Raw genomic sequence first — 25,850 nt, 5'->3', positions numbered from 1 at the left:
CGCCCGGGTGCGACCGGGCGTGAAAAAAGGAAAGCCGGCACGGTCCCAGACCGTGCCCCCCCTCGGCACAGCCGGTATTTCTAGGCAGCGCTCGCGTGCAGCGGCAACGCCACCACCGCCTCCAGCCCTCCGCCGGCGCGCGGGCGGAAGTGCAGCGTGCCACCGTGCAGACGTGCGATGCGCTCCACGATGGCCAGGCCGAGCCCGGTGCCGCCGGCGTGGCCTTGCGCGTTCCTGCCGCGGCTGAAGGGGGCCTTGAGGGCTTCCAGTTCCGGTGCGCTGAGGCCGCTGCCGCGGTCGCAGATGGCGATGCAGGCCCTGTCGCCTTCGCGCCAGGTGCGCACCGCCAGGCCGTGCTTGCCGTAGACGATGGCGTTCTGCATCAGGTTCATCAGCAGGCGCATCAGGCTGACGGGGCGGAACGGCAGCGGCGGCAAGGCGCCAAGCGATAGCTCGAATTCGTGGCCAAGGCCGGCGAAATCCGCAGCCAGGCGGCCGACCAGGGCGTTGAGGTCGCCTGTTTCCGGCGGCTCGCGCTCGCCGCTGCCGGCGTAGTCCATGAACTGCTGCAGGATCGTGTCGATCTGGTCCAGGTAGCCCTCGACCGCGGCGACGAAGCTGTCGTCGGCACCGCGCGGGATTGCCATCGCCATGGCCAGGCGCAGCTTGGTCAGGGGCGTGCGGATATCGTGGGAGATGCCGGCCAGCATCAGCGAGCGCGTGGCCTCGGCCTGCTGCAGGGCCTGCGTCATCTGGTTGAAGGCGGTGCTGACCTGGGCGATCTCGGTCGGCCCGTCGGTGGGCAGCGCGACCGGCGCCTGGCCAGCGCTGAGCAGGCGCGCGGCATGCGCCAGTTCCTGCAGCGGGCGGTTGATGTGCCGCTGCAGCCAATAGCCGGTCAATGCGGCCAGCAGGGCCAGCACAGCCGACATCAGCACGGTGGCGGTCAGGCCGCCGGCGCGTGCGTCCTCGATCACGGGCAGGGGCAGCCAGGCGGGAGCGCCGGCGGGGCCGGCGTGGCGCAGGCGTATCCATACGCGCTCGTCGCCGTTGTCCTGCCAGCGCACCAGCAGTTCCGGCGGCAGGCGGCGCTGCAGCACGTCGAGAAAGACGTCGCGCTGGTAGTCGCGGAGCAAGCGCAGCGGGCTGGGCGTGGGCTGCGGCGCCGCGGCCGGCGGCGCCTGCGGCTGTGCGCCGAGGCCGGCGGCGGTGGCGGCGGCAGCGCCGGCGGGCATGGCGGCGAGCATTGCGTCGAGGGTCTCGACGTAGCCCGCGAAGATATCGGCGGCGCGTTCCAGCCGGGGACGCTGCACGAAGCGCAGCAGTACCGCCAGCTGATCGAGGCCGCCGTCCTTACCTGGCGGAGCCGTCGCGGCGGCAAGCCGTTCGACTGGTCGGAGGCCTGGCTCTCGCTGGCCGACCTGGCCGGCCGCAAGCTGCTGGCCCTGTTACCGCTGTCGCTGGCCGCGCCGGTCTTCCACTTCGCCTGGGAGCACCGCTTCTACACGGTTCCGCTCGACAGCGCGCTGACGGTGCTGCCGCTCTTCCTCGGGCAGGAGTTCTGCTACTGCTGGTACCACCGTGCCTCGCACCGCGTGCGCTTCTTCTGGGCCACGCATGCGGTCCAACACTCGCCCAACCAGTTATCGCTGTCCTCGGCCTTCCGGCTCGGCTGGACCGGCAAGCTCTCCGGCACCGCTGTCTTCTTCACGCCGCTGGTGCTGCTGGGTGTGCGTCCCGAGGTCGTGCTGGCCACCGTCAGCCTGAACCTGATGTATCAGTTCTGGCTGCACAACACCTGGATATCCAGGCTCGGCTGGTTCGAATACGTCTTCAACACGCCGTCGGCGCACCGCGTGCACCATGCTTCCAACGTCGACTACCTGGATGCCAACTACGGCGGCGTGCTGATCGTGTTCGACCGCCTGTTCGGCACCTATGTCGAGGAACGTGCCGACGAGCCCTGCCGCTACGGCCTGGTGACGCCGTCGCATACCCGCAACCCGCTGCGCAACCAGTTCGAGCACTGGATCAGCCTGGCGCGCGACATGGCTGCGGCCGGCAATCCGTGGGACGCGCTGCGCTACGTGTTGATGCCGCCGGGCTGGCGTGCCGACGGCAGTGGTGGCACCACCGAGAACCTGCGCCGCCAGAGCCGCATCGCGCAGTCGCCGGCAGCCACCGGCAGCCCGGCTCGGTAAGGCGGGCCGGGTAAGAGGAGGTGTTCCACGGACTTGCTGACGGGCACGCCAAGCGTGCCGGCTTTTCCTACACTCAAGGTCGGGCGCCGAGCAGGCGCGGTGCGCAGGGCACCGCGCCTTTCGCCTTGGTGCCGTTCTCGACCTCGGTGCGGATGGCGGCGCCCGGCCCGGGCGCCGGCCGCCGCTCATTGGAGGGTACGACATGGAATTCCTGAACTCCGGCAAGATCCTCCCGGCGGGGCTGCCGTTCTCCGAAGGTGTGCGGGTTGGCCAGTGGCTGCTGCTGTCCGGCCAGATGGGCATCGTGCCGGGCACCACGCGCCTGGTGCCCGGCGGCATCCGCGAGGAGGCCAGGCAGGCGCTGATGAATGTGCGCGTCGCGCTGGAAGCCCACGGCCTGTCCTTGCAGCGCGTCGCCAAGTGCACCATCATGCTGGCCGACATCGCCGAGTGGCAGGCCTTCAACGAGGTCTACAAGGAATTCTTCCAGGCGCCCTATCCGGCGCGCAGCGCGCTGGGCGCGAGCGGGCTGGCGCTGGGGGCGCGCGTGGAGATCGAGTGTATGGCCGTGTTCGATTAGCCGGACCGATCCGGCTCAGCTTCGCGCCGCCGCCATCACGCGCCGCAGCGTCTCCGGCGCGCGCGGGTCGCCCGACTGCGCCACGTTGATGCGCAGGAAGGAGGCGGCCGACTGCGACACGCTGAACACATTGCCCGGCGCCAGCACCACGCCATCGGCCAGCGCCAGGCGGGCCAGCACGGTGGAGTCCAGGCCGTCCGGCAGGCGGCACCAGAGGTAGAAGCCGCCGCGCGGCATCAGCCAGGGATCGATGCCCAGCGGCGCGAGCCGCGCGGCGATGTCGCGCCGCGCCTGCGAGAGCCGCCGCCGCAGTGCTTCCATATGCTTGCGGTAGCCGCCGCCGGCCAGCACCTGCCCGACCAGTTCGGTCGCCACCGGGCTCGCACCGCCGAAGCTGGTGGCCACCTGCAGGTCGACCAGTCCTTCGATCCAGTCGGCACGGGCGGCGATATAGCCGCAGCGCACCGAGGCGGACAGCGTCTTGGAGAAACTGCCGATGCGGATCACGCGCTCCAGACCGTCCAGCACCGCCAGGCGCGGCGAAGGCTCGGGCTCGAAGTCGGCGAAGATGTCGTCCTCGACGATGGTCAGGCCATGCGCGGCCGCCGCGCGCAGCACGCGGTGGGCGGTCTGCGGCGAGAGCGAGGCGCCGGTCGGGTTATGCAGCGCGGAGTTGGTCAGGTAGAGGCGTGGCTGCTCCGAGGCGAGCACCGTTTCGAAGGCCGTCACATCGGGACCGGACGGGGTGTAGGGTACGCCGACGACGCGGGCCTGGTGCGCGCGCAGCAGCGCCTGGAAGTTGAAATAGCAGGGATCGTCGACCAGGACCGTATCGCCGGGCTGCAGCAGGAAGCGGCAGATCAGGTCGATGGCCTGCGTGCCCGAGCCGGTCAGCAGGAGCTGCGCGGGCGCGGCCTCCAGGCCTTCCTCGGCGAAGCGGCCCAGCAGCAGCCGGCGCAGTGCCAGCGATCCACGCGTGCTGCCGTAGTCGGCGAGCAGCGCGGGCTCAGCGCGTGCCAGCGCGCGCAAGGCGCGGCGCAGCGCGGCGTGCGGCATCCAGTCCTCGGGCAGCCAGCCGCAGCCGGGTTTCAGCACGGCCGGATCGGCATCGAGCGACTGGCGCGAGACCCAGAACGGATCCACTGCATGTTCACGGGCCGGCTCCGCCGCCAGTGCCATCGGCGCCGGTACGGTGGCGGCAACATAGAAGCCGGAGCCGCGCCGGGCCCGGATCAGGCCCTCGGCGGCGAGTCGGTCATAGGCCTCCACCACCGTCGAAGGTGAAACGCCCTGGGCCGCGGCGAAGCGCCGGATCGACGGCAGGCGGTCGCCGGTGGCCAGCGCGCGGCTCGCCACCTTGGCGCGGATGGCCGCCATGACCTTGCCGGTCCGCGTGCCAGCCTCGTCCTGCGTGTCGCCTTGCCTGCTCGTGGCGGTGGTGATTGCCGTCATTGCCGTCGTGCCCCGTGCGCGATGCTGCCGCGTCGCTGTGCCGCCGCACTGCAAAGTGTGTGGCAGCGCATATCCATACAGTTCTTTCGGATTGTATTGGACTGTCTCTGCCCAGGCCAGATAGGAGGGCCTAGCATCGTGTGCTTGAAGGATGAGTGCGGACGCCGGGACGGAGAGAGCGGAGAGATGGCAACGATGGCAAAAGGGTGGGGCAGCGGACTGCTGGGCGTGTTGATCTTCAGTGGCTCGCTGCCGGCGACGCGGGTCGCCGTGGGCGGCTTCTCGCCGCTCTTCCTGACCTCGGCGCGGGCCGTCATCGCCGCCTTGCTCGGCGCCGTGTTCCTGGCGGCGCTGCGCCAGGCGCGGCCGGCGCGGCGCGACCTCGTCCCGCTGGCGGTGATCGCCCTGGGCGTGGTGGTGGGCTTCCCGCTGCTGACGGCGCTGGCGCTGCAGCACATCACCTCGGCACGCTCCATTGTCTTTATCGGCCTGCTGCCGCTGTCCACCGCGCTGTTCGGCGTGCTGCGCGGCGGCGAGCGGCCAAGCCCGGTGTTCTGGCTGTTCTCGGGCCTGGGCGCCGCCACCGTGGCTGGCTTTTCGCTGCATCAAGGCAGCGGCGGCTCGTCGGCCGGCGACCTGCTGATGGTGGCGGCCATCGTGCTGTGCGGGCTGGGTTATGCCGAAGGCGGCGTGCTGTCGCGCCGCCTCGGCGGCTGGCAGGTCATTTCCTGGTCGCTGCTGCTGGCGCTGCCGCTGATGGCGGCACTGGCCTTGTTCACGCTGCCGGCCACCTGGCAGGGCATCGGCGGCGGCGCCTGGACCGGGCTGGCCTATGTCTCGGTGTTCAGCATGCTGGTGGGCTTCATCTTCTGGTACCGCGGGCTGGCGCTGGGCGGTATCGCCGGCGTCGGGCAACTGCAACTGCTGCAACCGCTGTTCGGCCTGATGCTGGCCGCCTGGCTGCTGCATGAGCCGGTCGCGTGGACCATGGTGGCGGCGACGGCGGTGGTGGTGCTGTGCGTGGCCGGAGCGAAGCGGTTCGCCTGAGGGCTGCGCCCGGCGTCCGCGCCGGTCGGTACACACGGACCGGTGCGCAAGGCCGGTGCCGCTCGCTACAATGCCCTCCTGCGCCTTCCCATACTTTTCCGCAATCCCCTGCCGACCCCTGACCGATGCGAAAACTCAAGCTTGCGCTCGCCGCCCTGCCGATCCTGGCCATCGTCATGCCGCTGGCCGCGCTGGCCTTCGTCAAGCCGCTGCGCGCAGCGGTGCCCGGGTGGATGCCGGGCGTCCAATGTCCGCGCGCGGATCTCTGCATGGACGACGTGGGGCGGCTGGCCGAGGCGCAGCAACTCTACGCGCAGGGCTATGCCACCGCCACCGCGGCCGTGGGCCCTTTCCACGGCCGGCCCCGCCTCGTGTTCTGCTCGACGCAGGCCTGCGCCGACACCTTCGGCCTGGGCCGGCGCGCGGCGGCGGCGGTGGGCGACTTCGGCCTGGCGGTGGCACCGCGCGGCTGGCAGTCCTACTACGTCGCGCATGAACTGATCCACTACCGGCAGGCGGAGACGCTGGGCAACGTGGCCGTTGCGACCGGGCCCGGATGGCTGATCGAAGGCATGGCCTACGACCTCAGCGGCGACCCGCGCCCCGTGCTGGGCGAGCCCTTCCAGGGCTGGCGTGCACAGTTCCGCGCCTGGCATGCGGGCCTGGGCGGCCGGGACCTGTGGGAGGCGGCGCGGGCGGTGCGCTGAAGCAGGGCCGGCCCCGGCCTCGGCCGTTCAGCTTGCCTGCAGCGCCAGCCGGTACGCATTCGGCGGCGCGCCGTGCGCGTCGCGGAAGCGGTGGCTCAGGTGGGCCGCGTTGGCGTAGCCGCATTGCGCCGCAACCTGCGCCAGCGGCAGCGCGGTGGTCTTGAGCAGCGCGCGCGCCCTGGCCAGCCGCTGCTCGGCCACCCAGGCATGGGGCGCACTGCCGAAGGACAGGCGGAACATGCGCGTGAAATGGTATTCGGACAGCGCGGCCAGGTCGGCCAGTTCCCCCACCGTGAGCGGCTGGGTGAGATGGGCTTCGATGTATTCGCGCAGGCGCCGCCGTACCGCCGGCGACAGGCCGCCGCGCGGCCGCAGTCCGGCGCGGTTGACGCTCTGGCCGCGCAGCAGCTGGCTCAGTACCTCATGCGCGGCTTCGTTGACGCGCAGCCTGCCGTCGGCATCGTCCCAGCGCTCGCGCAGCAGCGCGCGGCACAGCGCGTCGATGCGTGCGTCCTCGAAGTAGGTGCGGTCGGCCAGCGTCAGTTCGCGTGGTTCGCGGTCCAGTTCCTGCACCGCGCGCCGGGTGAAATGCTCGGGCAGGAAATACAGGTGCAGGAAGTGCATCTCGCCTCGTACCCACCAGCGCGATTCGTGGTCGCTCGGCAGCGCGCACAGCCGGCTCGGGGCGCCGAAGCCGGGTACTTTCTGGCGCTCGGTGCGGTAGCCGCCGTCCAGGTAGCAGGACAGCGTGTGGTGGCCCGGCTGCTCGTACGAGGTCTCGGTCTCTTCGGTGATGCGCGTCCATTCGGCGATCGCCAGCCCGTCGCCGAGCCAGGCGAAGCGCTCGAGCGTGGCATTGGCCTCGCTGAGCGTGCGGCAGACCGACTGCAGGCCGAAGGGGATCCCGGCGTCGGTGCGGGCGGGAACGGTGGGGCGATGGCGCATGATGCGGGCCAGTATAAGCGCAAGCGCCGCCCGCGCGGCTGCCGGCGGGAAAAGACCGCAATTCTGGACAATGGCCCCGGCAAGGAAAGCGGCAGCATGATCGACAAGGCCGGGGGCGGCAGCTCCGGCGGCTTTCCCCGGCCTTGCCCGGCCTTCCTGTTCCCCCTGCGATGAATCTCTTCCTCTACATCCTGACGGTACTGATCTGGGGCACCACCTGGATCGCGATCAAATGGCAACTCGGCGTGGTACCGCCGCCGGTGTCGATTGCCTGGCGCTTCTGGCTGGCGGCAGCGGTGCTGTTCCTGCTGCTGCGCCTGACGCGGCGCAGCGTGCGTGTGCCGCGCGCGGCGTGGCGCATTCTCGCCGCACAGGGGGTGACCTTGTTCTGCCTGAACTTCCTGTGCTTCTACTATGCCGAGCAGGTGGTGCCGAGCGGCCTGGTGGCCGTGGTGTTCTCCACCGCGCCGCTGCTCAATGCCATCAACGGCCGCCTGTTCATGGGGCGCCCGCTGCAGGGCCAGGCCATCCTCGGCGCGCTGCTGGGGCTGACCGGCATCGCTTGCCTGTTCTACCAGCAGATGGCGGGGCATGCGGCCGACCACGCCCTGTGGCAGGGGCTGGCGGTGGCCTTCGCCGGGACCCTGTGCTTCTCGACCGGCAACCTGCAGTCGAGCCGGATGCAGGCGATGGGCCTGCATCCGCTGGTGACCAATGCCTGGGCCATGTTGATCGGTGCCGCGGTGCTGAGCGCCGGCGCCTGGCTGGCCGGGCTTTCCTTCCGGCCGGATACCGGCCCGCTCTACCTCGGCGCGCTGCTCTACTTGGCCGTGCCCGGCTCGGTGATCGGCTTCACCGCCTACCTGACCCTGGTGGGACGGATCGGGCCGGAGCGTGCGGCCTACTGCACGGTGCTGTTCCCGATCGTGGCGCTCGCGGCCTCGACCGTGTTCGAGGACTACCGCTGGTCGGCGCTGGCCGTGGCGGGCCTGGTGCTGGTGGTGGCCGGCAACCTGGTGGCGTTCGGGCTGGCGGGACGGCTGCTGGCCGGGCGCGCGCGTCAGCACGGTGCAGCCGGCGCGCGGCGTCCGGGCTAGCGGCGCGGGCTTTACCGCATTTTGATCGGGAGCGCCGCGATCTTCACGCGGCCTGTATGGAGACTGGCATAGCCTTGAGCCAGGCAAGAGGGAGCGCTTGCATTGCCTGCCGGCCGTCCCTCATGCATGCACCGACAACGGATCCCTATGGGGAAACAGCCATGTGGCATCGCTTCGTTCTGGCCGGCCTGGCGCTGCTGGCCCTGATCCTGTTTTTTCTCGCCCAGTACCGGTTGGTCAATGCTGTCAGCCGCTGGGAGGACGATGCCATCCTGCCGCTCGACGACGAAAGCGGCCGTTAGCGGCCGGCGCCACCCCGGCGGGTGTCGCCGGCCTCGTGCGACGCGGCCAGCCGGCCGGACGCCTCGCCGATGCGAGGCGGGCCTTCCATGCGGACCTGCTGTGCGGACCTGCTGTGCGGACCTGGAACGCGGGCCAGGTATCGTTTCAGGCCAGGGCCGGGTAGTCGACGTAGCCTTCGGCACCCGGATGGTAGTAGGTCTCCGGGCGCGGCACATTCAACTCCGCGTTCAGATGCAGGCGGCGCGGCAGGTCGGGGTTGGCGATGAAGAGCTGGCCGAAGGCCACGGCATCCGCTTCGCCGGCGGCCAGCACCTGTGCGGCGCTCTGCCTGGTCATCTTCTCGTTGGCGATGTAGACGCCGCCAAAGGCTGCCTTCAGCGCCGGCCCGAGGCGGTTCTCGCCGAGCGCTTCGCGCGCGCACAGAAAGGCGATGCCGCGCTTGCCGAGCTCGCGTGCGACGTAGCCGAAGGTGGCGGCGGGGTCGGAGTCGCCCATGTCGTGCGCGTCGCCGCGCGGTGCCAGGTGGACGCCGACGCGGCCCGCGCCCCACACCTCGATGCAGGCATCGGTGATCTCCAGCAGCAGGCGCGCGCGATTCTCGATCGGGCCGCCGTAGGCATCGGTGCGATGGTTGGTGGAGTCCTGCAGGAACTGGTCGATCAGGTAGCCGTTGGCGGCATGCACTTCCACGCCGTCGAAACCTGCCTTCCTGGCGTTCTCGGCGCCATGCCGGAAGGCCGCCACCACCCCAGCGATCTCCTCGGTTTCCAGCGCGCGCGGCGTGACGTAGGGGCGCTTGGGCCGGACCAGGCTGACGTTGCCCTGGGCGGCGATGGCGCTCGGCGCCACCGGCAGGTCGCCGTCGAGGAACACGGGGTCGGAGATGCGGCCCACGTGCCAGAGTTGCAGGAAGATGCGGCCGCCGGCCGCGTGCACGGCGTCGGTCACCTGCTTCCAGCCGGCGACCTGCTCGTCGCTCCAGATGCCGGGGGTATCGGCATAGCCGACGCCCTGCGGCGTGACGGCGGTGGCCTCCGACAGGATCAGGCCGGCCGATGCACGCTGCACGTAGTACTGCGCCATCAGGGCATTGGGCACGCGCTGGCCGCCCACCGCGCGCGAGCGCGTGAGCGGCGCCATGATGACGCGGTTGGGCAATTCGAGATCGCCGAGTCGGAGGGGATCGAAAAGAGTGGGCATGGTTGTCCGCCTTGCGGTTGGGGAGGGGAAAGGCACGGTCGCGTTCGCGGCGGCTCGCCGTCGGCGCGGCCTGTGCGGCTCAAAGCTCCTGGTGAAGCTGGTCGAGGAAGGCCTGGATGGTGGCCTCGTCCCGTTTGAAGAAGACCCATTGGCCGATGCGCCTGGCGCGGATCAGGCCGGCGCGCTGCAGGGTGGCCAGGTGGGCGGATACGGTGGACTGCGACAGTCCGGCGTGCGCATCGATCAGCCCCGCGCAGACACCGAGGTCGAGCGGATATTCCTGCGCCGAGAAATACGCTTCCGGCGTGCGCAGCCACGCCAGGATATTGCGCCGCACCGGATTGGCCAGCGCCTTGTGGATCGTATCCACGTCCAGCGCTGGCGTATCGCCGGTTGCCTCCGGCGCCGCTTGCTTCGCTCTCTGCTTCGCTGTCTTGCGAACCATGAATCGGGGAATCTCCAAATTGATATCGGAAATATACGATGCATCGATCGGGCCTGCTCGATGCGTTTGAATGACCCTGTCGATGGTGTGGGGGCTGGGTTCCGCGGAGCAACGAATGGTTCGCCGGCGCGCCGGGCGGCATCGCGTCGGAGCCGGCCAACTCAGAATTTGCTGATTCCCGTTACGAGTTGAAACAAGGTCACCTGCCGCGGGCACGAATGTTATCCTTCCGGCCCCTTTCTACCAGTCGGGAAGGGCAATCCAGCATTTCAGGAAGGAATTCATGCATCGTATTTTCAGGCTGGCCGCATCGACCGCCTTGTTTCTCGGCATCACCACGGCCGCTCACGCCGCCGCCGATTTCGCCGGCTGCCAGCAGTTCTTCGCCCAAGGCGCGGTTCCCCAGCTTCACAAGGCCCAGAACCTGAAGCCGCGCGCGCTGTGCTTCGACTCTTTCGCGATCCTGCATTCCGGCACCACCAAGACGCCCGTCTACGTGGCGGAGCGGATCAACGCGGCGCAGGTAGAGGACGCCCAGGACGAGCAGCGCACCAACCGCTTCTTCGCCGATGCGCGCCTGCCTCGCGCTGAACGCGCGGAGCTGGACGACTACAAGGGGTCGGGCTACGACCGCGGCCACATGGCACCGGCCGGCGACATGCCCAGCGCCACTGCGATGGCACAGAGCTTCTCGCTGGCCAATATGGTGCCGCAGGCGCCCCAGAACAACCGCCGCAGCTGGGCCGGTATCGAGCAGGCGACGCGCAAGTACGCGCGACGCGCCAAGGGCGACATCTACGTGATCACCGGGCCGGTCTACGGCAGCACGCCGAGCACCATCGGCCCGGGCCAGGTATGGGTGCCGCAATACCTCTTCAAGCTCGTCTACGATCCGTCGAACCACCGCGCCTGGGCGCATTGGATCGAGAACACCGATTCGGCGCGCGCAGGCCGTCCCATCAGCTACCAGGAACTGGTCAAGCGCACCGGCATCGAGTTCCTGCCTGGCGTCACGCTGACGGAGTGAGGCGGGGCGGGCACGCGGGTTTGCGCCGCTGCCCGTGCGGGCACGGCCAAGGCCGCGTGCCGCCGCGCCGCAAGCGGGCAAAGCGGGCGCCCGTGACCTACAGTGGAACGAGGGCGCGCCGCGCGCGGCCCGGGATGCCGGCGCCGAGGCGTGCCGGCGGACGACCGGGCCACGCGGCCGTCCGGCATGCGGAGATCCTGCCATGTCCGAGGCATCCTTCCTTTGTGCCCATGCGGCTCACGTCCGCTGGCGGGAGGCGCTGGCCGAATGCCAGCGGCAACTCGAGATGCAGGCTGCCGTGCGCCGGGCGCGCGACGGTACGGCCGCTCCGCTCACGCTCGGCTGGTGCTACCTGGGCGAGGACTACGCCGAGGCGGCCGAGGCGATCCTGGCCGAACTGAAGGAGGACTGGCCCGGTGTGGCCTGGGTCGGGGCCGACGGTGTCGGCGTGTGCGCGAACGGGGTCGAGTACATCGACGAACCGGCCCTGGTGCTGATGCTGGCGCCCTTGCCCAGCCAGTCGTTCCGACTCTTCTCCGGGCGGCGGCCGCTGCCCGGCCCGACGTCCGGGTTCTCTGCCCATACCGCGCAGGTGCATGCCGACGGCGGCACGCCCGATCTCCAGGACCTGCTGCGCGAACTGAGCGCACGCACTGCCACCGGCTATCTGTTCGGCGGCGTGGCGTCGGCGCGCCGCCGGCCGCTGCACGTGGCCGACGACGTGCTCGGCGGTGGCCTGTCCGGTGTGCTGTTCAATGCCGATGTGGAACTGGTGGCGCGGGTGACACAGGGCTGCCAGCCGATCGGCCCGAGCCGTACCGTGACGCGCGCCGAACGCAACCTGCTGATCGCGCTGGACGGCAGGCCCGCCCTCGATTGCGTGCTGCAGGATCTCGGACTGGCGCGCGACGCGCCACTGGAGCTGCTCTCCGAGGCCTTGTCGGGAACGCTGGCCGGACTGGGCGGCGGGGTCGAGCAGGCGCCGCACCAGCCGGGTACCTTCGGCACCGACACGCTGGTACGGCATGTGATCGGCGTAGACGTGCTGCATCGGGTGCTGGCGCTGGCCGACGTGGCCGAGCCAGGTGTGCCGCTGGCCTTCTGCCGGCGCAATCCCGACGCGGCGCTGGCAGACCTGGTGCGCATGGCTGGCGAAGTGCGGGCCGAGCTCGGGCGCCGTGGGGCAGGGCGGGCCGCGGGAGCGGTCTACGTCAGTTGCTGCGGCCGGGGCGGACCGCATTTCGGCGCGCCCAATGCCGAGTTGCAGGCCTTGCGCGGGGTGCTGGGTGAGCTGCCGCTGGCCGGATTCTTCGCCGGTGGCGAGATTGCCCGGGATCACTTGTACGGCTATACGGGCGTGCTCACCGTCTTTGTTGCACATTGAGCGAGGGACGGCCGGGCGTTGTCGCGGTGCCCATGCCTGCGCCGGGATCGCGGTTCGCGCAGCGAGCCGCTGCCTCACTGCCTCACCTCCTCACCTCCTCACCTCCTCACCGCATGATCGCCTTGTCGATATGCCGGCGGCAAATGACGATGGCCGATCTCGCGATCGGCCATCGTTCGGGAGCGGGCGGCGCGCCGCATCGGACGGCCGCCGCCGGCCATGCCGGGCCCGGCAGGCTCAGGCGGCGCCGGCGCTTCAGGCCAGGTCGAAGCGGTCGAGGTTCATCACCTTGCTCCAGGCCGCGACGAAGTCATGCACGAACTTCTCCTCGGCATCGGCGCTGCCATAGAACTCGGCCAGCGCGCGCAGCTGCGCGTTCGAGCCGAACACCAGGTCGACGCGCGTGCCGGTCCACCTGATCTGGCCGGAGGTGCGGTCGCGCCCTTCGAACACGTCCTTGGCGTCGGACACCGGCTTCCATTCCGTGCGCATGTCGAGCAGGTTGACGAAGAAGTCGTTGCTCAGCGCGCCCGGCCGTTGCGTGAAGACACCGTGGCGGGTCTGCCCCACATTGGCTTCGAGCACGCGCAGGCCGCCCAGCAGGACCGTCATCTCCGGCGCCGTCAGCGTCAGCAGCTGGGCCTTGTCGATCAGCAGTTTTTCCGCCGGGATGGTGTACCTGCCCTTCAGGTAGTTACGGAAGCCGTCCGCGATGGGCTCGAGCACCGCCATCGAGGCGACGTCGGTCTGTTCCTGCGAAGCGTCCGTGCGGCCCGCTGCGAACGGCACCGTCACCACGTGGCCGGCATTCTTCGCGGCCTGCTCGACAGCGGCGGCGCCGGCCAGCACGATCAGGTCGGCCAGCGATACCTTCTTGCCGTCGCGCTGCGCGCCGTTGAACTCGGCCCGGATGGCCTCCAGCGTCTCCAGCACGTTGGCGAGCTGCTCCGGCTGGTTGGCCTCCCAGTCCTTCTGCGGAGCCAGGCGGATGCGCGCACCGTTGGCGCCGCCGCGCTTGTCCGAGCCGCGGAAGGTCGAGGCCGAGGCCCAGGCGGTCGATACCAGCTGCGGCACCGACAGTCCCGAGGCCAGTACCTTGGCCTTGAGCGTGGCGATGTCCTGGGCGTCGATCAGCTTGTGGTCGACGGCCGGCACCGGATCCTGCCACAGCAGCTCTTCCGCCGGCACTTCCGGGCCGAGATAGCGAGCACGCGGGCCCATATCGCGGTGGGTCAGCTTGAACCAGGCGCGTGCGAAGGCATCGGCGAACTGCTCGGGGTTCTCGTAGAAACGCCGCGAGATCTTCTCGTAGGCCGGGTCGAAGCGCAGCGACAGGTCGGTGGTCAGCATGGTCGGCCCACGGCGCTTGGCGGGATCCTGCGGGTCGGGCACGGTGCCGGCGCCGGCATCGCCCTTGGGTTTCCACTGGTGCGCGCCGGCAGGGCTCTTGGTCAGTTCCCACTCGTACTCGAACAGGTGCTTGAAGAAGTCGTGGTTCCACTGCGTCGGCGTGGTGGTCCAGGTAACTTCGAGCCCGCTGGTGATGGCGTCGCGGCCCTTGCCGGTGCCGAAGCTGCTCTTCCAGCCCAGGCCCTGTTCTTCGAGGCCGGCCGCTTCCGGCTCGGGGCCCACGTGGGATGCCGGGCCGGCGCCGTGGGTCTTGCCGAAGGTATGGCCGCCGGCGATCAGCGCCACGGTTTCTTCATCGTCCATGGCCATGCGCGCGAAGGTCTCGCGGATGTCGCGCGCGGCGGCGACCGGGTCGGGGTTGCCGTTCGGGCCTTCCGGGTTGACGTAGATCAGGCCCATCTGCACTGCTGCCAGCGGGTTTTCCAGCTCGCGATCGCCGCTGTAGCGCTTGTCGTCGAGCCACTTGGTCTCGGCGCCCCAGTAGACGTCTTCGTCCGCCTCCCAGGCGTCGACGCGGCCGCCGGCGAAACCGAAGGTCTTGAAGCCCATCGATTCGAGCGCGACGTTGCCGGTCAGGATGATCAGGTCGGCCCAGGAGATCTTGTTGCCGTACTTCTGCTTGATCGGCCAGATCAGGCGGCGCGCCTTGTCCAGGCTGACGTTGTCGGGCCAGCTGTTGAGCGGCGCGAAGCGCTGCTGGCCCGAGCCGGCGCCACCGCGGCCGTCGGCGGTGCGGTAGGTGCCGGCGCTATGCCATGCCATGCGGATGAAGAGTCCGCCGTAGTGACCGAAATCGGCGGGCCACCAGTCCTGCGAATCGGTCATCAGCGCGCGCAGGTCTTCCTTGACCGCGGCCAGGTCCAGGCTCTTGAAGGCCTCGGCGTAGTGGAACGCCTCACCCTGCGGATTGGACATGGCGGGATGCTGGTGCAGGATCTTCAGGTTCAGTTGGTCAGGCCACCAATCCTGGTTCGACGTGCCGCCGCCGGCGGTATGGTGGAACGGACATTTTGCTTCAGTCGTCATGGACAGGTTCCTTGGATCGTTAGCACTTCACCGCTCGGTTTCGGTGAGGGGTGTGGGGGCCGAGCATTGCCCGCAAATGGTAGGGCCTCTCATCGCAGCACGGAAATTGGATTATTTGATGACCGTGTAAGGCATTGACTATAGTCATCGAATTGCCGCGGTGCGGGAACCATACCTTGCAGCGGCCGACCCATACCTTCGGACTAGCCGCTGGCGCTGCACCACGGCAACTTGCGGTAGATCAGGAACGCGTGGTGGTTGGCCAGCGCATTCCGGTTCGGACATCCGTTTGAACTCCTTGGCAGTGACAGCTACCGTGGTCCGCGCTCGTGTGCGGCGACGAGAGGGAAGGCGGCGGCGCTGCGTAGCATTGGGCAAGGCCCCGGCGAGGACAAGGCGCGCCGCGACGGCTCTGGTACATTGCTTGTCCCAGGCGCAAGGCCGCTGCCCGTCACAGGGGGTGTGGGGCCGCGCCAGCAGGAAGCCTCCCATGCCCATTCCAGTCCATCTCGTCCATTCGCTCATCGACGGCGCCGCCGGCGGCAATCCAGCCGGCGTCGTGATCGCCGCCGATACCCTCGGCACCGCGCAGAAGCTCGCCATCGCCGCACGCGTCGGCCTGTCCGAGACGGCCTTCGTTTCGCGCTCGGCGTGCGCCACCGTCAAGCTGGAGTTCTTTACGCCGACGCGCCAGATCGCTCACTGCGGCCATGCCACCATCGCCGCGTTCTCGCTGCTGCGCGACCTCGGCCGGATCGGCAGCGGGCCCGCCACCAAGGAGACCATCGACGGCACGCGCCGCATCCAGGTCGACACCGGCAGGGTGTTGATGGAGCAGCGTGCTCCGGTCTATACCGAGGTGGCGCCGGAATCCGCGCTGGGCCGGCGCGTGGCAGCGTCGCTGGGGCTGGCCGCCGGCCAGCCCGGCGCCACGCTGGCGCCGGTGGTCGTCGATACCGGCAATGCCTTCCTGATGGTGGCGCTGCCCGACGCCGCAACGGTGGCGTCGGTCCAGCCGGTGCTGCCCCTGGTTGCCGCCGTCAGCGAGGAACTCGGCCTGGTGGGCTACTACCTGTTCTCGCGCGAGACGCGCCAGGCGGGGCGCCACGCGGGCACGCGCATGTTCGCGCCGCGCTACGGCATCGACGAGGAGTCGGCCACGGGCACGGCCGCGGGGCCGCTGGCCTGCCTGTTGCATGATCGCCTGGGCGTGGCGCAGACGGCGATCCGCATCGAGCAGGGCTGGCTGATGCGGCCGCCGTCGCCGAGCGTGATCGAGGTGGAACTGGAGACGCAAGACGGACGCATCGCCGGCCTGATGGCAGGCGGCGCGGCGCGGCTGGACCGGGTCATCGAAGTCCAAGCCTAGTCCGATCGACCCGGGTGCGTCGCGGCGGCTACGGCCGGCTCGACGGGGTTCGCATCGCGCCGGTTCGCTCCCCTCTCCGTGAGGGAAGAGGGAAAACACCTGTTGGCTAGTTCGATCGGCCTGGGTGCACCCGGCTGGCGCGCTCCGGCACATAGCGGTCAGCCTGGATATCAGGCGTGAGCCCGTGGGTGAAGACCGCGTCGGTGATCGGCAGGAAGCCGGCGTTCCAGTCTTCCCATTGGCGTTGCAGCCGCGCGAACACTTCAGGATGCTTGTCGCGCAGGTTGGCGCGCTCGCGCTCGTCCGCGGCGACATCGAACAGGAAGGCGTTGTCGTTGATCTTCAGGTACTTCCAGTCGCCGTCGCGCACGGCGCGCTGGGCCTGGGCCTTGTAGCGCCAGTAGAGCGTGCGCGCATGCACGGGGGCGCGTCCTTCCAGCACCGGCAGGATGTTCTCGCCATCGCTGGGCCAGTCCGGATGGGGCGCGCTGCCGGCGGCGGCCAGCAGGGTGGGCAGCCAGTCCATGCTGATGGTGACCTGCTCCTGTACCTGGGGCTGCAGCCGCGCCGGCCAGCGCAACAGCGTCGGCACGCGCAGGCCGCCTTCGAGCAGCTCGGTCTTCTGGCCGGTGAAGGGCCAGGTCTTGGAGAAGCGCTCGCCGCCGTTGTCGCTGGTGAAGACCACGAGGGTATCGCGCGCCTGGCCGGTGGTGTCGAGCGCGCCGAGTACCTGCCCGACGGCCGCGTCGAGCGACTGCACGATCTCGCCGTACTTCTTCAGGTTGCCGCCGTCGTAGTGGAACAGATCGCGCAGTTCGCGTGAGACCGCTTCGTCCTGCGGGCCCTCCCAGGGCCAGTGCGGCGCGGTGAAATGCAGCGACAGGAAGAAGGGGCGGGCATGGTCGACGCGGCCGCGCACATAGGCCTCGGCCTCGTCGGCCAGGATCTGCGTGTAGTAGCCGCTGCGCTCGACCGGCACCTCGCCTTCCCACAAGTCGCGCGGTACATCGGCGCCGACCCCCGGCTTGTGCGTGAAATAGTCCACCACGCCGCCCAGGTTGCCGAAAAAGCGGTCATAACCGCTGCGCAGCGGGCCGTGGGCGGGGGGATGGCCGAGATGCCACTTGCCGATCAGCGCGGTGTCGTAGCCGGCTGCCTTGAGCAGCGAGGGCAAGGTCGGGTGTTCCGGTGGCAGGCCGAGCCCGTCGCGCGGGCGGGCGATCGGTTCCTCCAGCCCCCCGCGCAGGCGGTACTGGTAGCGGCCGGTGATCAGCGCGAAGCGGGTCGCCGAGCAGACCGCCGAATTGGCGTAAGCCTGCGTGAAGCGCACGCCTTGCGCGGCGAGGCGATCGAGATGAGGGGTGGCGAAGCCGGTCTGGCCATAGACGCCGAGGTCGGCCCAGCCCAGGTCGTCGGCCAGGATGAAGAGGATGTTCGGGCGTGTGGGCATGGCCTGTGTCTCGCGTGGTCCTTCGTGTGGTCCGTGTTGCACGATGGTCTTTTGCCGCGCGCTCACTTGCCCGCGGCGTGGGCGCTGGCGGCGCTGGTCGCGGTCCAGAATCCTTGCAGCTTCAGCGTCCTGAGCGCCTCGTCGAGGAAGCGCGGATCCGCCCAGCCCTTGGGATCGAAGCCCTGGCGCACGATGCCGGCCGCCTTGGCGCCTTCGATCACGTCGCCGAAGTGGGCGATATAGCCCGCGTCGAGCAGGGGCGAGTAGCGTGCCTTGATGTCGGTGCCCTCGAACTCGCTGGAGAAGAGCTGCACCGGCAGCCCGCTGATGTCATGGAAGCGCTGGAACAGCGTCTCGCGTGGAATGGCGCCGCTCGCCGCCGCGTGCGCCTGCTGCACCAGCACCTTGACGATACGCGTCAGCGCCTCGGGATGCCTGCCGGCGAAGTCCTCGGTGGCGATCACGGTGGAGTGGATCGCGTACAGGTCGCCGCGGCCCTTGGTGCTGACCGGGATGTCGGCGCTGCCGGCGAGCTTGAGCAATTGCAGGTCGGCGCCGCCGAAGGTGGCGTCGATGTCCTTGTTGACGACGGCGGCCTTGGAGGTGGGCCAGTCCAGGTTGGTGAAGCGCACGTCCTTTTGCGACAGGCCTTCCGCCTTCAGCAAGCGGTCGAACGGCAGCTGGTAGGCCGTGCCGCGCAGCACGGCCACGCGCTTGCCCTTGAGATCCTTGAAGCTGCGGATGTTCGAGCCGGGCGCGGTGGCGAGGTAGCTGTTGGCGCCGCGGCCCGCGCTGGCCACCAGCCGTGTCCTGAGGCCGCTGGCGCGGCCGATCACCGCTGCCAGGTCGCCCAGGAAGACCACGTCGAGCTGGCCGGTGGCGAGGCCCTCGTTGATGGCGGGCCCGGCACCCTTGAAGAATTTCCACTCCACCTGCACGCCATCCTTGGCGAACTCGGCTTCGATCGCCTTGCTGGCATAGGCCAGTGAAACCGGCCCGGCGCCGGCGAAGGACTTGCCCTGGCTGCCCTGCTCGGGTGCTGCCAGGTGGATCACCTTGGGCAGTTCGCCGGCGCTCGCGGCGGGCGCCGCGCAAAGGCCGGCAATGGCGGTGGCGAGCGTGATGGCAGCCGCCAGCAGGCGGCGGGGGGCGGTGGGGGCGACGTGCAAGAGGGCTCCTCGGTCGGGCGGCATCACGGAATCGGGCAGGGCTGGCTTGGGCGCTGCCGCAGCGGGCCTATTCTGCGAGGGGCACCGGCAGGCGTCAAAGAACCATGCCGAGGAAGGTTATGCGGTGGGGGCCGCAGGCATGGCCTCATTGCCGGGCACGCACGGCACTGCTCACGGCGCGCTTGCGCCGATCACGTGCATGACGTTGCTGTGGCGCACCAGACCGGAGACTGGTGTGGCCGCGCTGCACCAGCCTGGACTCAGGGTTTCTACGCAATCAGCCGGGCTTGCCCTAGCCGCGCCAATTTCTTGTTTGTCACCCGCGCCGGCGGTCGCCGAAGCCTTCACGCGCATGTTCTACCTGAATCGGGCCTGCGAGATTCAGCTTGCCACGCTTTCGGCCGGCCAGGAGCTCATCATTCCGTCGCCCGAAGTCTGCGAACACGCGGCCCGGCAGCACGACGACTACGCTTACCTCGACACGGTACACCTCGACCGCGAATGGACGGCGCTGCTGCGCCTATTGGAACGGGACGGGGCAGCCTACCGCTGCTGAGCGCCGGGCGGGCCGGCTTCCTTCGTCAGCCCAGCCCGGCAGCCTCCAGCGCGGCCGCCTGCCTGGTCAGGAACAGTGAGCGAAAGTCGCGCCGAGCGAAGCGGTAGATCCAGAATCCGGCGTCGTCGCCGGCCGCGAGTTGCACCAGCCGGGCCGGTGCGTGCCCCGTCAGCGCGACGAATTCACGCACCATGTGCGGCTGGTCGAAATAGCCGTAGTGCTGCGCCAGGTGGGCGAGGCGGCCGCGCCATCCGGCGCCGGTCAGCAGGTCCGACAGGCTCAGGCCGAAGCGTGCCAGCCGCCTCAGGTCGCGCAGGGTGGTACCGTAGACGCGGTCCATGCGCCGTTCGAACTGGCGCTGCCCGATGCCGAGGCTGCCTGCCAGCTGCGCGGCGGGGGCGAACAGCAGGCGCGGGTCGCCGAGCTCGAGGCGCGCGCGGTGGGCATTGGCGCGCGGACGCAGGTTGTCTACCAGCCATTGCTGGGCATGCTCGATCCAGCGGGCCGGCTGTCCATCCTCATCGATGCGCGCCAGCATGCGCGCCACTTGCGCAGGTGGGAAGGCCGCATCGAGCGGCACTGTCTGCCCGCGTAGTTCGTTGAGACCCGGCCCCAGCGCTTCCGCCAGCATGCCGGGGCGGAACAGGATGGAGATGACACAGGTGTCCGGCGCGCTGCGGGTCGCCGCCGGCCGCAGCCGGGGGCCTGACAAGCCTGCGCGGGGCAGTGGGGCTGGCGCGCTGGCGTCGTGTTCCGGCTGCTGCCAGCCGCTGCCGCGCGCGAAGATCAGGATGGCCGGGCTCAACACCGCGGGCAATTGCGACACGCAGCTCTCGCGCAGCGGCATCAGCAGGATGTGGTGGATCCAGGGCGCGAGCTCCGGTCGCGGCGGGAGGATCAGCGGCGCGATCATGTCGTTCGGGAGGTTGGGCGTTGCCGCATGCGGTGACCGGATGTCGCCCGGGGCGGGGTGGTCGGGAGGCGCGAGGCACGCCTGGCATCAGCCTCGCATGCCCGGCCATCTCCGGATACGAAGAAGGATTCTATGCCATGCGCTGGTCACGAGGCTTCGCGCGCCACGGGAAGCATCCGCGGCTTGAGGGCTGCGGACAAACGCGGCAGAATGCCCGGGCCGCGCCACATGCCGCGGTCTTTCTTTCGACTACGCTTCGCTGCCCATGCCGCATTCCGTCCTCCACAGGCCCCTCCTGGCCGGCGCCTTGCTGGCCCTCGCGGTTGCGCTTCCGGCCCGCGCCGAAGGCACCGCCCGTTCCATCGACCAGGCGCGCGGCGTCCTCAAGACGCCCGAGGCCCGCGCGGTCTACGACCGCGAGATCCGTGGCGCGGCGCAGCCCGATGGCCTGGGCGTCCGTTTGCCGGAAGGCTTCACCGCCAAGGGCCTGCTGGCGGCGCTGGTGCCGGGCGGCGACCCCGCCGCGCTGGTGCTGGCCGGGGCCAGGCCCTGGCCGGCGCGCCCGGACAGCTATGTGGCGATCGTCTGCGTGGCGCGGTCTGCCGCGGCCGCGGCCAATGAGCGGAAGTACTGGCCCGATCAATGCCGGACCGAGCAGGCGCAGGCGTGGTTCGGTGTGTTCGAGCGCGGGGCCGGCGGCCAGCCGCGCCTGCTGGCGCGCACGCGCGGGCCGGTCGAGGCGCCCACGTCCTGGGCCGGCAGCAATCTCGATTCACCCCAGGCCCTCGAGGGTGGCGACACGCAGGCGGGCATGCCGGAGAGCTGGCTGCGCTTCGATCTCGCGCCATACCGCATCCGCGACGACGAACTGGCCTTCGGGGTGCGCGCCGGCTGGAGCGAAGGGTATGCCGGCGGTGGCGCCTCCTTCGAGGCGCTCTACCTGTTCCGCGTGGACGGCGAGGCGCTGCGCGTCGTGTTCACGGCGCCGATGATGTACTACAAGATGATCGCCGGCGACTGGAACAAGGACGGCACGCGCAACCACGATATGTACGAAGGCAGCAACCTGTTGAACGTGCAGGGCGCGGCCACGGCCGGCTTTCACGACCTGCAGTTGCGCGAGCGCGGCGGCAAGTGGCGCAGGACGTATCGCTGGTCGGAGGCGAGCGGGAACTACGTCGCCCGCTAGTCCATTGCGCCGGAGAAAGCGCCCCCGAGCGGCGGTGCGTCCGGGTCGACGGCCCCTGCAGGCGCTGTCGATCGGGGCTGCCTTTCGGATGACGCAGTGGATCCGCTGCAGGCGCCGCGCCCCGCGGCCTCAGCCCGGCCTCATTCGTAGCGCAGCGCTTCCGCCGGATTGACGCGGGCGGCACGCCAGCTCGGATAGAGGGTGGCCAGCGTGGACAGGCCGAAGGAGGTGAGGCCGATGGTGGCGATGTCGTGCAGGCTCGGGTCCGAGGGCAGCTCGCTGATGAAGTAGATGTCGCGCGGCAGGAAGTGGACGTGCAGCAGGCGTTCGATGAAGGGCACGATCACGTCGATGTTGAAGGCGATCAGTGCGCCGCCGGCCACGCCCAGCAGGGTGCCGATGAAGCCGATCAGCACGCCCTGCACGATGAAGATCTTCATGACTGAGCCGGGCTGCGCGCCCATGGTGCGCAGGATGGCGATGTCGGCCTGCTTGTCGGTGACCGTCATCACCAGCGTCGACACCAGGTTGAACGCGGCCACGGCGATGATCAGCGTCAGGATCACGAACATCATGCGCTTCTGCGATTGCACGGCGGCGAACCACTGGCGGTTCTGCTGCGACCAGTCGCGCACGTAGAGCTCGCCGGTGAGTGTGCCGGCGAGCTGGTTGGCCACGTCCGGCGCGCGCTGCATGTCGGCCAGCTTGAGGCGAACGCCGGTGGGGCCCGACAACTGGAACAGCGCCTCGGCGTCCTGCAGGTTGACCAGGGCGATGCTGCTGTCGAACTGGAAATGCCCGGCCGAGAAGATGCCGACCACGGTGAACTGCCGCAGCTGCGGCAGCGCGCCGGCCGCCGAAATGGCGCCGCCGCGCGCGGTCGCCAGCATGATCTTGTCGCCCACCTGCACGCCCAGTGCGCTGGCCAGTTCGTTGCCCAGCGCGATGCTGGATTCGCCGGGCCGCAGATCATCCAGCGCGCCCGCGCGGAACTGCTTGCCGAGGTCCGACACCTTGGGCTCCTGGGCCGGGTCGACGCCGCGCAGCAGCACGCCGCGCACTTTGTCCTCGCGCGTCAGCATGGCTTGCGCCGCCACATAGGGGGCCGCACCGATCACTTCCTGGCTGCGCATGGCCTCGGCGGCGGTGCGCTGCCAGTCGGGCAGCGCACCGGGCGCCATGATCTCGATATGGGACAGCACCGACAGCATGCGGTCGCGCACCTCCTTCTGGAAGCCGTTCATCACCGACAGCACCACGATCAGCGCGGCCACCCCCAGGGCGATGCCGGACATCGAGATCATCGAGATGAAGGAAATGAAGCCATTGCGGCTGGCGCGCTTGCCGGCGCGGGTGTAGCGCCAGCCGATCTGCCACTCGTAGGGGAAATGCAAGAGGCGTCCTGTGTTGTCGGAAGTCAGGTGGGCGCGGCCGGGCCGCCGGGCGGGACAGGCGTTTCCCGCGCCCGCGGCGCATGCGGCCGCTGCGAGAGGCGGCCGCCGCGGGCAGGCGCGCTTCGCAAGGCGCCTAGTGTACAACGGCGCCTGCTGGCCGGCCGGCTGCCGCCCGGGCGTGGCGCCAGGTGCCTGTTCACGCTTGCCGCCTGCGGCGCCGCATCGGCGCTTCGACGGGCCCCGGGGCGGCCTCGGCCGTTTCGATGCGCTCCAGCACCTGGCGGGCGCGAGCCGCGCAGTCTTCGCCTCCGATGTGTTCGCCCGAGCCGTCGATGTCCTCGATCAATGCCAGCAGGCCGCTCCTGCTCTGGGCGAGCTGCCGTTGCAAGGCCTCGATCTCGTCGACCTTGCGCCGCAAGGCCTGCAGTATCTCCTCGCGCGGCCACTGGCCCAGGTCGGGCGGCAGCAGGGAGCGGATCTCGTCCAGCGAGAAGCCGGCGCCCTGGGCGCGCAGGATGATCTGCAGCCGCGTCAGGCTTTCCTGCGCGTACTCACGGTAGCCATTGGCGTGGCGCAGCGCCGGCCGGAGCAGGCCGGCGGCCTCGTAGAAGCGGATGCGGGAGGCGGCGATCCCGCTGAGCCTGGCCAGTTCACCGATCTTCATAGTGCGCTCTCCGCTGCTTGACATTAAAGTTGACTTTAATCTTAAGGTTGGGGCTTCGTCAAACCTGGAGGCCACCATGCCGCTGTTCCAACCCCTGGTCCTGCCCAATGGCGCAGTGATTCCGAACCGACTCGCCAAGGCCGCCATGGAAGAAAACATGGCCGACGCCGACCATGCGCCCTCTGAGGCGATGGTGCGCCTGTACGGCGCGTGGGCGCGCGGCATGTCCGGCCTGATCCTGACCGGCAATGTGATGGTGGACCACCGCGCCATGACCGGTCCGAACGGCGTGGTGCTGGAGGACGATGCGCACCTCGACCGCTTCCGGCGCTGGGCGCAGGCGGCGCGTGCCGCGGGTGCCCAGGTCTGGATGCAGATCAATCACCCGGGGCGGCAGATGCCCGCGGCGATGGGGCAGGCCACCCTGGCGCCGTCGGCGGTCGCCATGGACCTGGGGGCCTTTTCCAAGCAGTTCCCGGTGCCGCAGGCCATGCGCGAGCAAGACATCGAGGAGGTGCGCCGGCGCTTCGCGCGCACGGCACAGCTGGCGGAGCAGAGCGGTTTCACCGGCGTGCAGATCCACGCCGCCCACGGCTATCTGCTGAGCCAGTTCCTGTCGCCGCTGAGCAATCGGCGGGAGGACCGCTGGGGCGGCAGCCTCGAGAACCGCGCGCGCCTGTTGCTCGACATCGTGCGCTCGGTGCGCGAGGCGGTGTCGCCAGGATTCGCGGTGGCGGTCAAGTTGAACTCGGCCGACTTCCAGCGCGGCGGCTTCAGTCCGGAAGACGCCCGGAGCGTGGTGGAGATGCTCAATCCGCTGCAGGTGGACCTGGTGGAACTGTCGGGCGGCAGCTATGAGGCGCCAGCCATGCAGGGGCAGGCGCGCGACGGCCGCACGCTCGCGCGCGAGGCCTACTTCCTCTCGTTCGCGCACGACATCGCCGCGGTGGCGCGCATGCCCCTGATGGTGACCGGCGGCATCCGGCGCCGGGCGGTGGCCGAGCAGGTCGTGCAGAGCGGCATCGCCATGGCCGGCATCGCCACCGCGTTGTCGCTCGAGCCGAACCTGCCGCGCGACTGGCAGGCCGGCAAGGACAGCGCGCCGGTGCTGCGCCCGATCACCTGGAACAACAAGGCGCTGGGATCGCTGGCCAATATGGCGATGGTCAAGTTCCAGCTGAAGCGCCTGGGTGCCGGCCGGCGTACCGATGCGCAGGTTTCGCCGCTGCGCGCCCTGGTCGGGCAGCAGTTCGCCACCTATTGGGAGACCCGGCGCTACCGGCGCTGGACGGCCGCACGGGGCTAGTGTCCAGGGCGGCGCCGGGCCCTTGCCGCCAGATTCACGCGCACGGGGCAGCGGAGATCCGGGTCTGGCGATGGGGTATCAAGGCTCAGGGCAATGACCGGGCCTCACTCTGCCGCTTGCACCTTCGGCTTTGCCTGCGCAGGATCAAGTAAGCCCTGGCCCTCGCCGCGCAGGAAGGCCTCGACCACGGTGGCGAAGCAGGGCGGGCACTCCTGCATCGGATAGTGCCCGCAGTTCGGCACCACCAACAGGCGGGCCCGTGGATGCCAGGCCAGGAAGGTGCGCCGCATGGCGGCCTCGTCCAGGCCCGGATCCTTGTCGCCGACGATCACCAGCAGTTCGATATCGAGGCCGCGCACATCGTCGACGAAATCCGTATGCACCAGCATGTCGAGATAGCCGGCGCGGCAGGCTGCCGAGACCGCGCTGCGGTTCTGCTGCAGCTTGACGTCGGCCCACCGCGCGGACAGCCCCCCGCTGACGTAGCGGAACAGCCGGCGCAGCGCATCGTCGTTCTCGGCGGTGCTGGCAAAGAATGCCTTGGCGTCTGCGTCGAGCCGGTTGCCGGCGGCGGAGACCGGGCATACCGCCACCGCGCGCTGGATTCGTGCCGGGGCGTCGGCGGCGATGCGCTGCACCGCCATGCCGGTCATCGAATGGCCGATCAGGTGGAAACGCGGCCAGCCCAGCCGGTCGGCCAACGCGAGGCAGTCGGCGGCAATCTCCTCCACCGAGCAGGCACCGGTCAGTGCGATCGATTCGCCGTAGCCGCGCAGGTCGGCGAAGACATAGGTGAACGCGCTGCCGTCGAGATAGGGCAGCACGGCATCGTAGTTGCGGTGGTCGCCGAGCCAGTCGTGCAGGACCAGGACCCGCTCCGGGCCATTGCCATGCCGGACGTAGCCCAGGCGGGCGGGGATTGGGGCTTGCTTCATTTCAAGATTTCCTTTCGGGTGGGGGAACCAAAAGGAAACGCCCTCCCGGCGGACCGGGAGGGCGTCTTGAAAGCCAAGGCA

Annotated in this window: 23 protein-coding genes and 1 pseudogene; 12 read left to right on the top strand and 12 right to left on the bottom strand. The window is 69.8% G+C overall.

The features are described 5' to 3' along the window. Positions 1-80 precede the first annotated feature (80 nt). A pseudogene (locus BKK81_RS12430) lies at positions 81-1,334 on the bottom strand (ATP-binding protein); the annotation flags it as partial. Between BKK81_RS12430 and BKK81_RS12425 the strand changes: the two are divergent. Both BKK81_RS12425 and BKK81_RS12420 read left to right on the top strand, forming a co-directional pair. Further along, positions 1,281-2,201 carry a sterol desaturase family protein gene (locus tag BKK81_RS12425; protein WP_071016414.1) on the top strand — a complete coding sequence of 307 codons (921 nt, stop codon included), beginning with the start codon at positions 1,281-1,283 and terminating at the stop codon, positions 2,199-2,201. The pseudogene BKK81_RS12430 and the gene BKK81_RS12425 overlap by 54 nt on opposite strands. A 202-nt stretch (positions 2,202-2,403) precedes the next feature. Next, positions 2,404-2,781 carry a RidA family protein gene (locus BKK81_RS12420; RefSeq protein WP_071013322.1) on the top strand — a complete coding sequence of 126 codons (378 nt, stop codon included), beginning with the start codon at positions 2,404-2,406 and terminating at the stop codon, positions 2,779-2,781. 15 nt (positions 2,782-2,796) lie between these two features. On the opposite strand, the gene BKK81_RS12415 is transcribed toward BKK81_RS12420, so the two are convergent. Further along, entirely contained in the window at positions 2,797-4,233 is a 1,437-nt protein-coding gene (locus BKK81_RS12415) for an aminotransferase-like domain-containing protein (RefSeq protein WP_071013319.1), read from the bottom strand. Positions 4,234-4,419: 186 nt separating this feature from the next. Between BKK81_RS12415 and BKK81_RS36025 the strand changes: the two genes are divergently transcribed. After that, positions 4,420-5,280, top strand: a complete 861-nt coding sequence (locus BKK81_RS36025) for a DMT family transporter (RefSeq protein WP_071013316.1) — start codon at positions 4,420-4,422, stop codon at positions 5,278-5,280. Between the two features lie 125 nt (positions 5,281-5,405). After that, positions 5,406-5,987: a hypothetical protein gene (locus tag BKK81_RS12405; RefSeq protein WP_071013314.1), complete on the top strand. Its 582-nt coding sequence runs from the start codon at positions 5,406-5,408 to the stop codon at positions 5,985-5,987. Positions 5,988-6,014: 27 nt separating this feature from the next. Here the strand turns inward: BKK81_RS12405 and BKK81_RS12400 are convergent, their stop codons facing one another. Continuing rightward, positions 6,015-6,932 (bottom strand): helix-turn-helix domain-containing protein, encoded by a 918-nt coding sequence (locus BKK81_RS12400; protein WP_071013311.1) that lies wholly within the window; start codon positions 6,930-6,932, stop codon positions 6,015-6,017. Positions 6,933-7,102: 170 nt separating this feature from the next. On the opposite strand from BKK81_RS12400, the gene BKK81_RS12390 reads away from it, so the two are divergent. Both BKK81_RS12390 and BKK81_RS35410 read left to right on the top strand, forming a co-directional pair. Then, positions 7,103-8,029 (top strand): DMT family transporter, encoded by a 927-nt coding sequence (locus BKK81_RS12390; RefSeq protein ID WP_071013306.1) that lies wholly within the window; start codon positions 7,103-7,105, stop codon positions 8,027-8,029. Between the two features lie 161 nt (positions 8,030-8,190). After that, positions 8,191-8,331: a hypothetical protein gene (locus BKK81_RS35410; protein WP_156811272.1), complete on the top strand. Its 141-nt coding sequence runs from the start codon at positions 8,191-8,193 to the stop codon at positions 8,329-8,331. Between the two features lie 145 nt (positions 8,332-8,476). Here the strand turns inward: BKK81_RS35410 and BKK81_RS12385 are convergent, their stop codons facing one another. Both BKK81_RS12385 and BKK81_RS12380 read right to left on the bottom strand, forming a co-directional pair. Then, positions 8,477-9,532, bottom strand: a complete 1,056-nt coding sequence (locus BKK81_RS12385) for an alkene reductase (protein WP_071013304.1) — start codon at positions 9,530-9,532, stop codon at positions 8,477-8,479. Between the two features lie 79 nt (positions 9,533-9,611). Further along, positions 9,612-9,908, bottom strand: coding sequence for an ArsR/SmtB family transcription factor (locus BKK81_RS12380; RefSeq protein ID WP_071016412.1), 297 nt, complete (start codon positions 9,906-9,908; stop codon positions 9,612-9,614). A 352-nt stretch (positions 9,909-10,260) separates the two neighbouring features. On the opposite strand from BKK81_RS12380, the gene BKK81_RS12375 reads away from it, so the two are divergent. After that, on the top strand, positions 10,261-11,004 hold the full coding sequence (locus tag BKK81_RS12375) for a DNA/RNA non-specific endonuclease (protein WP_071013302.1): 744 nt from the start codon (positions 10,261-10,263) through the stop codon (positions 11,002-11,004). Between the two features lie 202 nt (positions 11,005-11,206). Then, complete coding sequence (locus tag BKK81_RS12370; RefSeq protein WP_071013299.1) at positions 11,207-12,388, top strand: FIST signal transduction protein; 1,182 nt, start codon at positions 11,207-11,209, stop codon at positions 12,386-12,388. Positions 12,389-12,643: 255 nt separating this feature from the next. Here the strand turns inward: BKK81_RS12370 and katG are convergent, their stop codons facing one another. After that, the gene (katG, locus tag BKK81_RS12365; RefSeq protein ID WP_071013297.1) at positions 12,644-14,824 is read right to left on the bottom strand and encodes a catalase/peroxidase HPI; all 2,181 of its coding nucleotides are present in this window, start codon (positions 14,822-14,824) and stop codon (positions 12,644-12,646) included. 490 nt (positions 14,825-15,314) lie between these two features. Between katG and BKK81_RS12360 the strand changes: the two genes are divergently transcribed. After that, the gene (locus tag BKK81_RS12360) at positions 15,315-16,193 is read left to right on the top strand and encodes a PhzF family phenazine biosynthesis protein (protein WP_071013294.1); all 879 of its coding nucleotides are present in this window, start codon (positions 15,315-15,317) and stop codon (positions 16,191-16,193) included. A 106-nt stretch (positions 16,194-16,299) separates the two neighbouring features. On the opposite strand, the gene BKK81_RS12355 is transcribed toward BKK81_RS12360, so the two are convergent. After that, the gene (locus BKK81_RS12355) at positions 16,300-17,643 is read right to left on the bottom strand and encodes a sulfatase family protein (protein ID WP_071013292.1); all 1,344 of its coding nucleotides are present in this window, start codon (positions 17,641-17,643) and stop codon (positions 16,300-16,302) included. A gap of 62 nt (positions 17,644-17,705) precedes the next feature. Then, a complete protein-coding gene (locus BKK81_RS12350; RefSeq protein WP_197523919.1) occupies positions 17,706-18,812 on the bottom strand; it encodes an ABC transporter substrate-binding protein in 1,107 nt (368 codons plus the stop codon). Between the two features lie 199 nt (positions 18,813-19,011). Between BKK81_RS12350 and BKK81_RS36420 the strand changes: the two genes are divergently transcribed. Further along, complete coding sequence (locus tag BKK81_RS36420; protein WP_231907918.1) at positions 19,012-19,368, top strand: hypothetical protein; 357 nt, start codon at positions 19,012-19,014, stop codon at positions 19,366-19,368. Between the two features lie 25 nt (positions 19,369-19,393). On the opposite strand, the gene BKK81_RS12340 is transcribed toward BKK81_RS36420, so the two are convergent. Then, positions 19,394-20,281, bottom strand: a complete 888-nt coding sequence (locus BKK81_RS12340) for an AraC family transcriptional regulator (protein WP_071013286.1) — start codon at positions 20,279-20,281, stop codon at positions 19,394-19,396. Between the two features lie 265 nt (positions 20,282-20,546). Here BKK81_RS12340 and BKK81_RS12335 point away from each other — a divergent pair, with 265 nt between their 5' ends. Continuing rightward, positions 20,547-21,470: a hypothetical protein gene (locus BKK81_RS12335; protein ID WP_071013283.1), complete on the top strand. Its 924-nt coding sequence runs from the start codon at positions 20,547-20,549 to the stop codon at positions 21,468-21,470. Between the two features lie 140 nt (positions 21,471-21,610). Here the strand turns inward: BKK81_RS12335 and BKK81_RS12330 are convergent, their stop codons facing one another. Then, positions 21,611-22,864, bottom strand: coding sequence for a lipoprotein-releasing ABC transporter permease subunit (locus tag BKK81_RS12330; RefSeq protein WP_071013281.1), 1,254 nt, complete (start codon positions 22,862-22,864; stop codon positions 21,611-21,613). A 196-nt stretch (positions 22,865-23,060) separates the two neighbouring features. After that, a complete protein-coding gene (locus tag BKK81_RS12325) occupies positions 23,061-23,528 on the bottom strand; it encodes a MerR family transcriptional regulator (RefSeq protein ID WP_071013279.1) in 468 nt (155 codons plus the stop codon). A 76-nt stretch (positions 23,529-23,604) separates the two neighbouring features. Between BKK81_RS12325 and BKK81_RS12320 the strand changes: the two genes are divergently transcribed. Continuing rightward, complete coding sequence (locus BKK81_RS12320; RefSeq protein WP_071013276.1) at positions 23,605-24,834, top strand: NADH:flavin oxidoreductase/NADH oxidase family protein; 1,230 nt, start codon at positions 23,605-23,607, stop codon at positions 24,832-24,834. A gap of 104 nt (positions 24,835-24,938) precedes the next feature. Here BKK81_RS12320 and BKK81_RS12315 read toward each other — a convergent pair whose 3' ends face one another. Further along, positions 24,939-25,769 (bottom strand): alpha/beta fold hydrolase, encoded by an 831-nt coding sequence (locus tag BKK81_RS12315; protein WP_071013274.1) that lies wholly within the window; start codon positions 25,767-25,769, stop codon positions 24,939-24,941. Between the last annotated feature and the right edge of the window lie 81 nt (positions 25,770-25,850).

The sequence above is a fragment of the Cupriavidus sp. USMAHM13 genome, assembly GCF_001854285.1.
Lineage (GTDB): Bacteria > Pseudomonadota > Gammaproteobacteria > Burkholderiales > Burkholderiaceae > Cupriavidus > Cupriavidus malaysiensis.
This window is presented reverse-complemented; position numbering and strand designations above follow the sequence as displayed.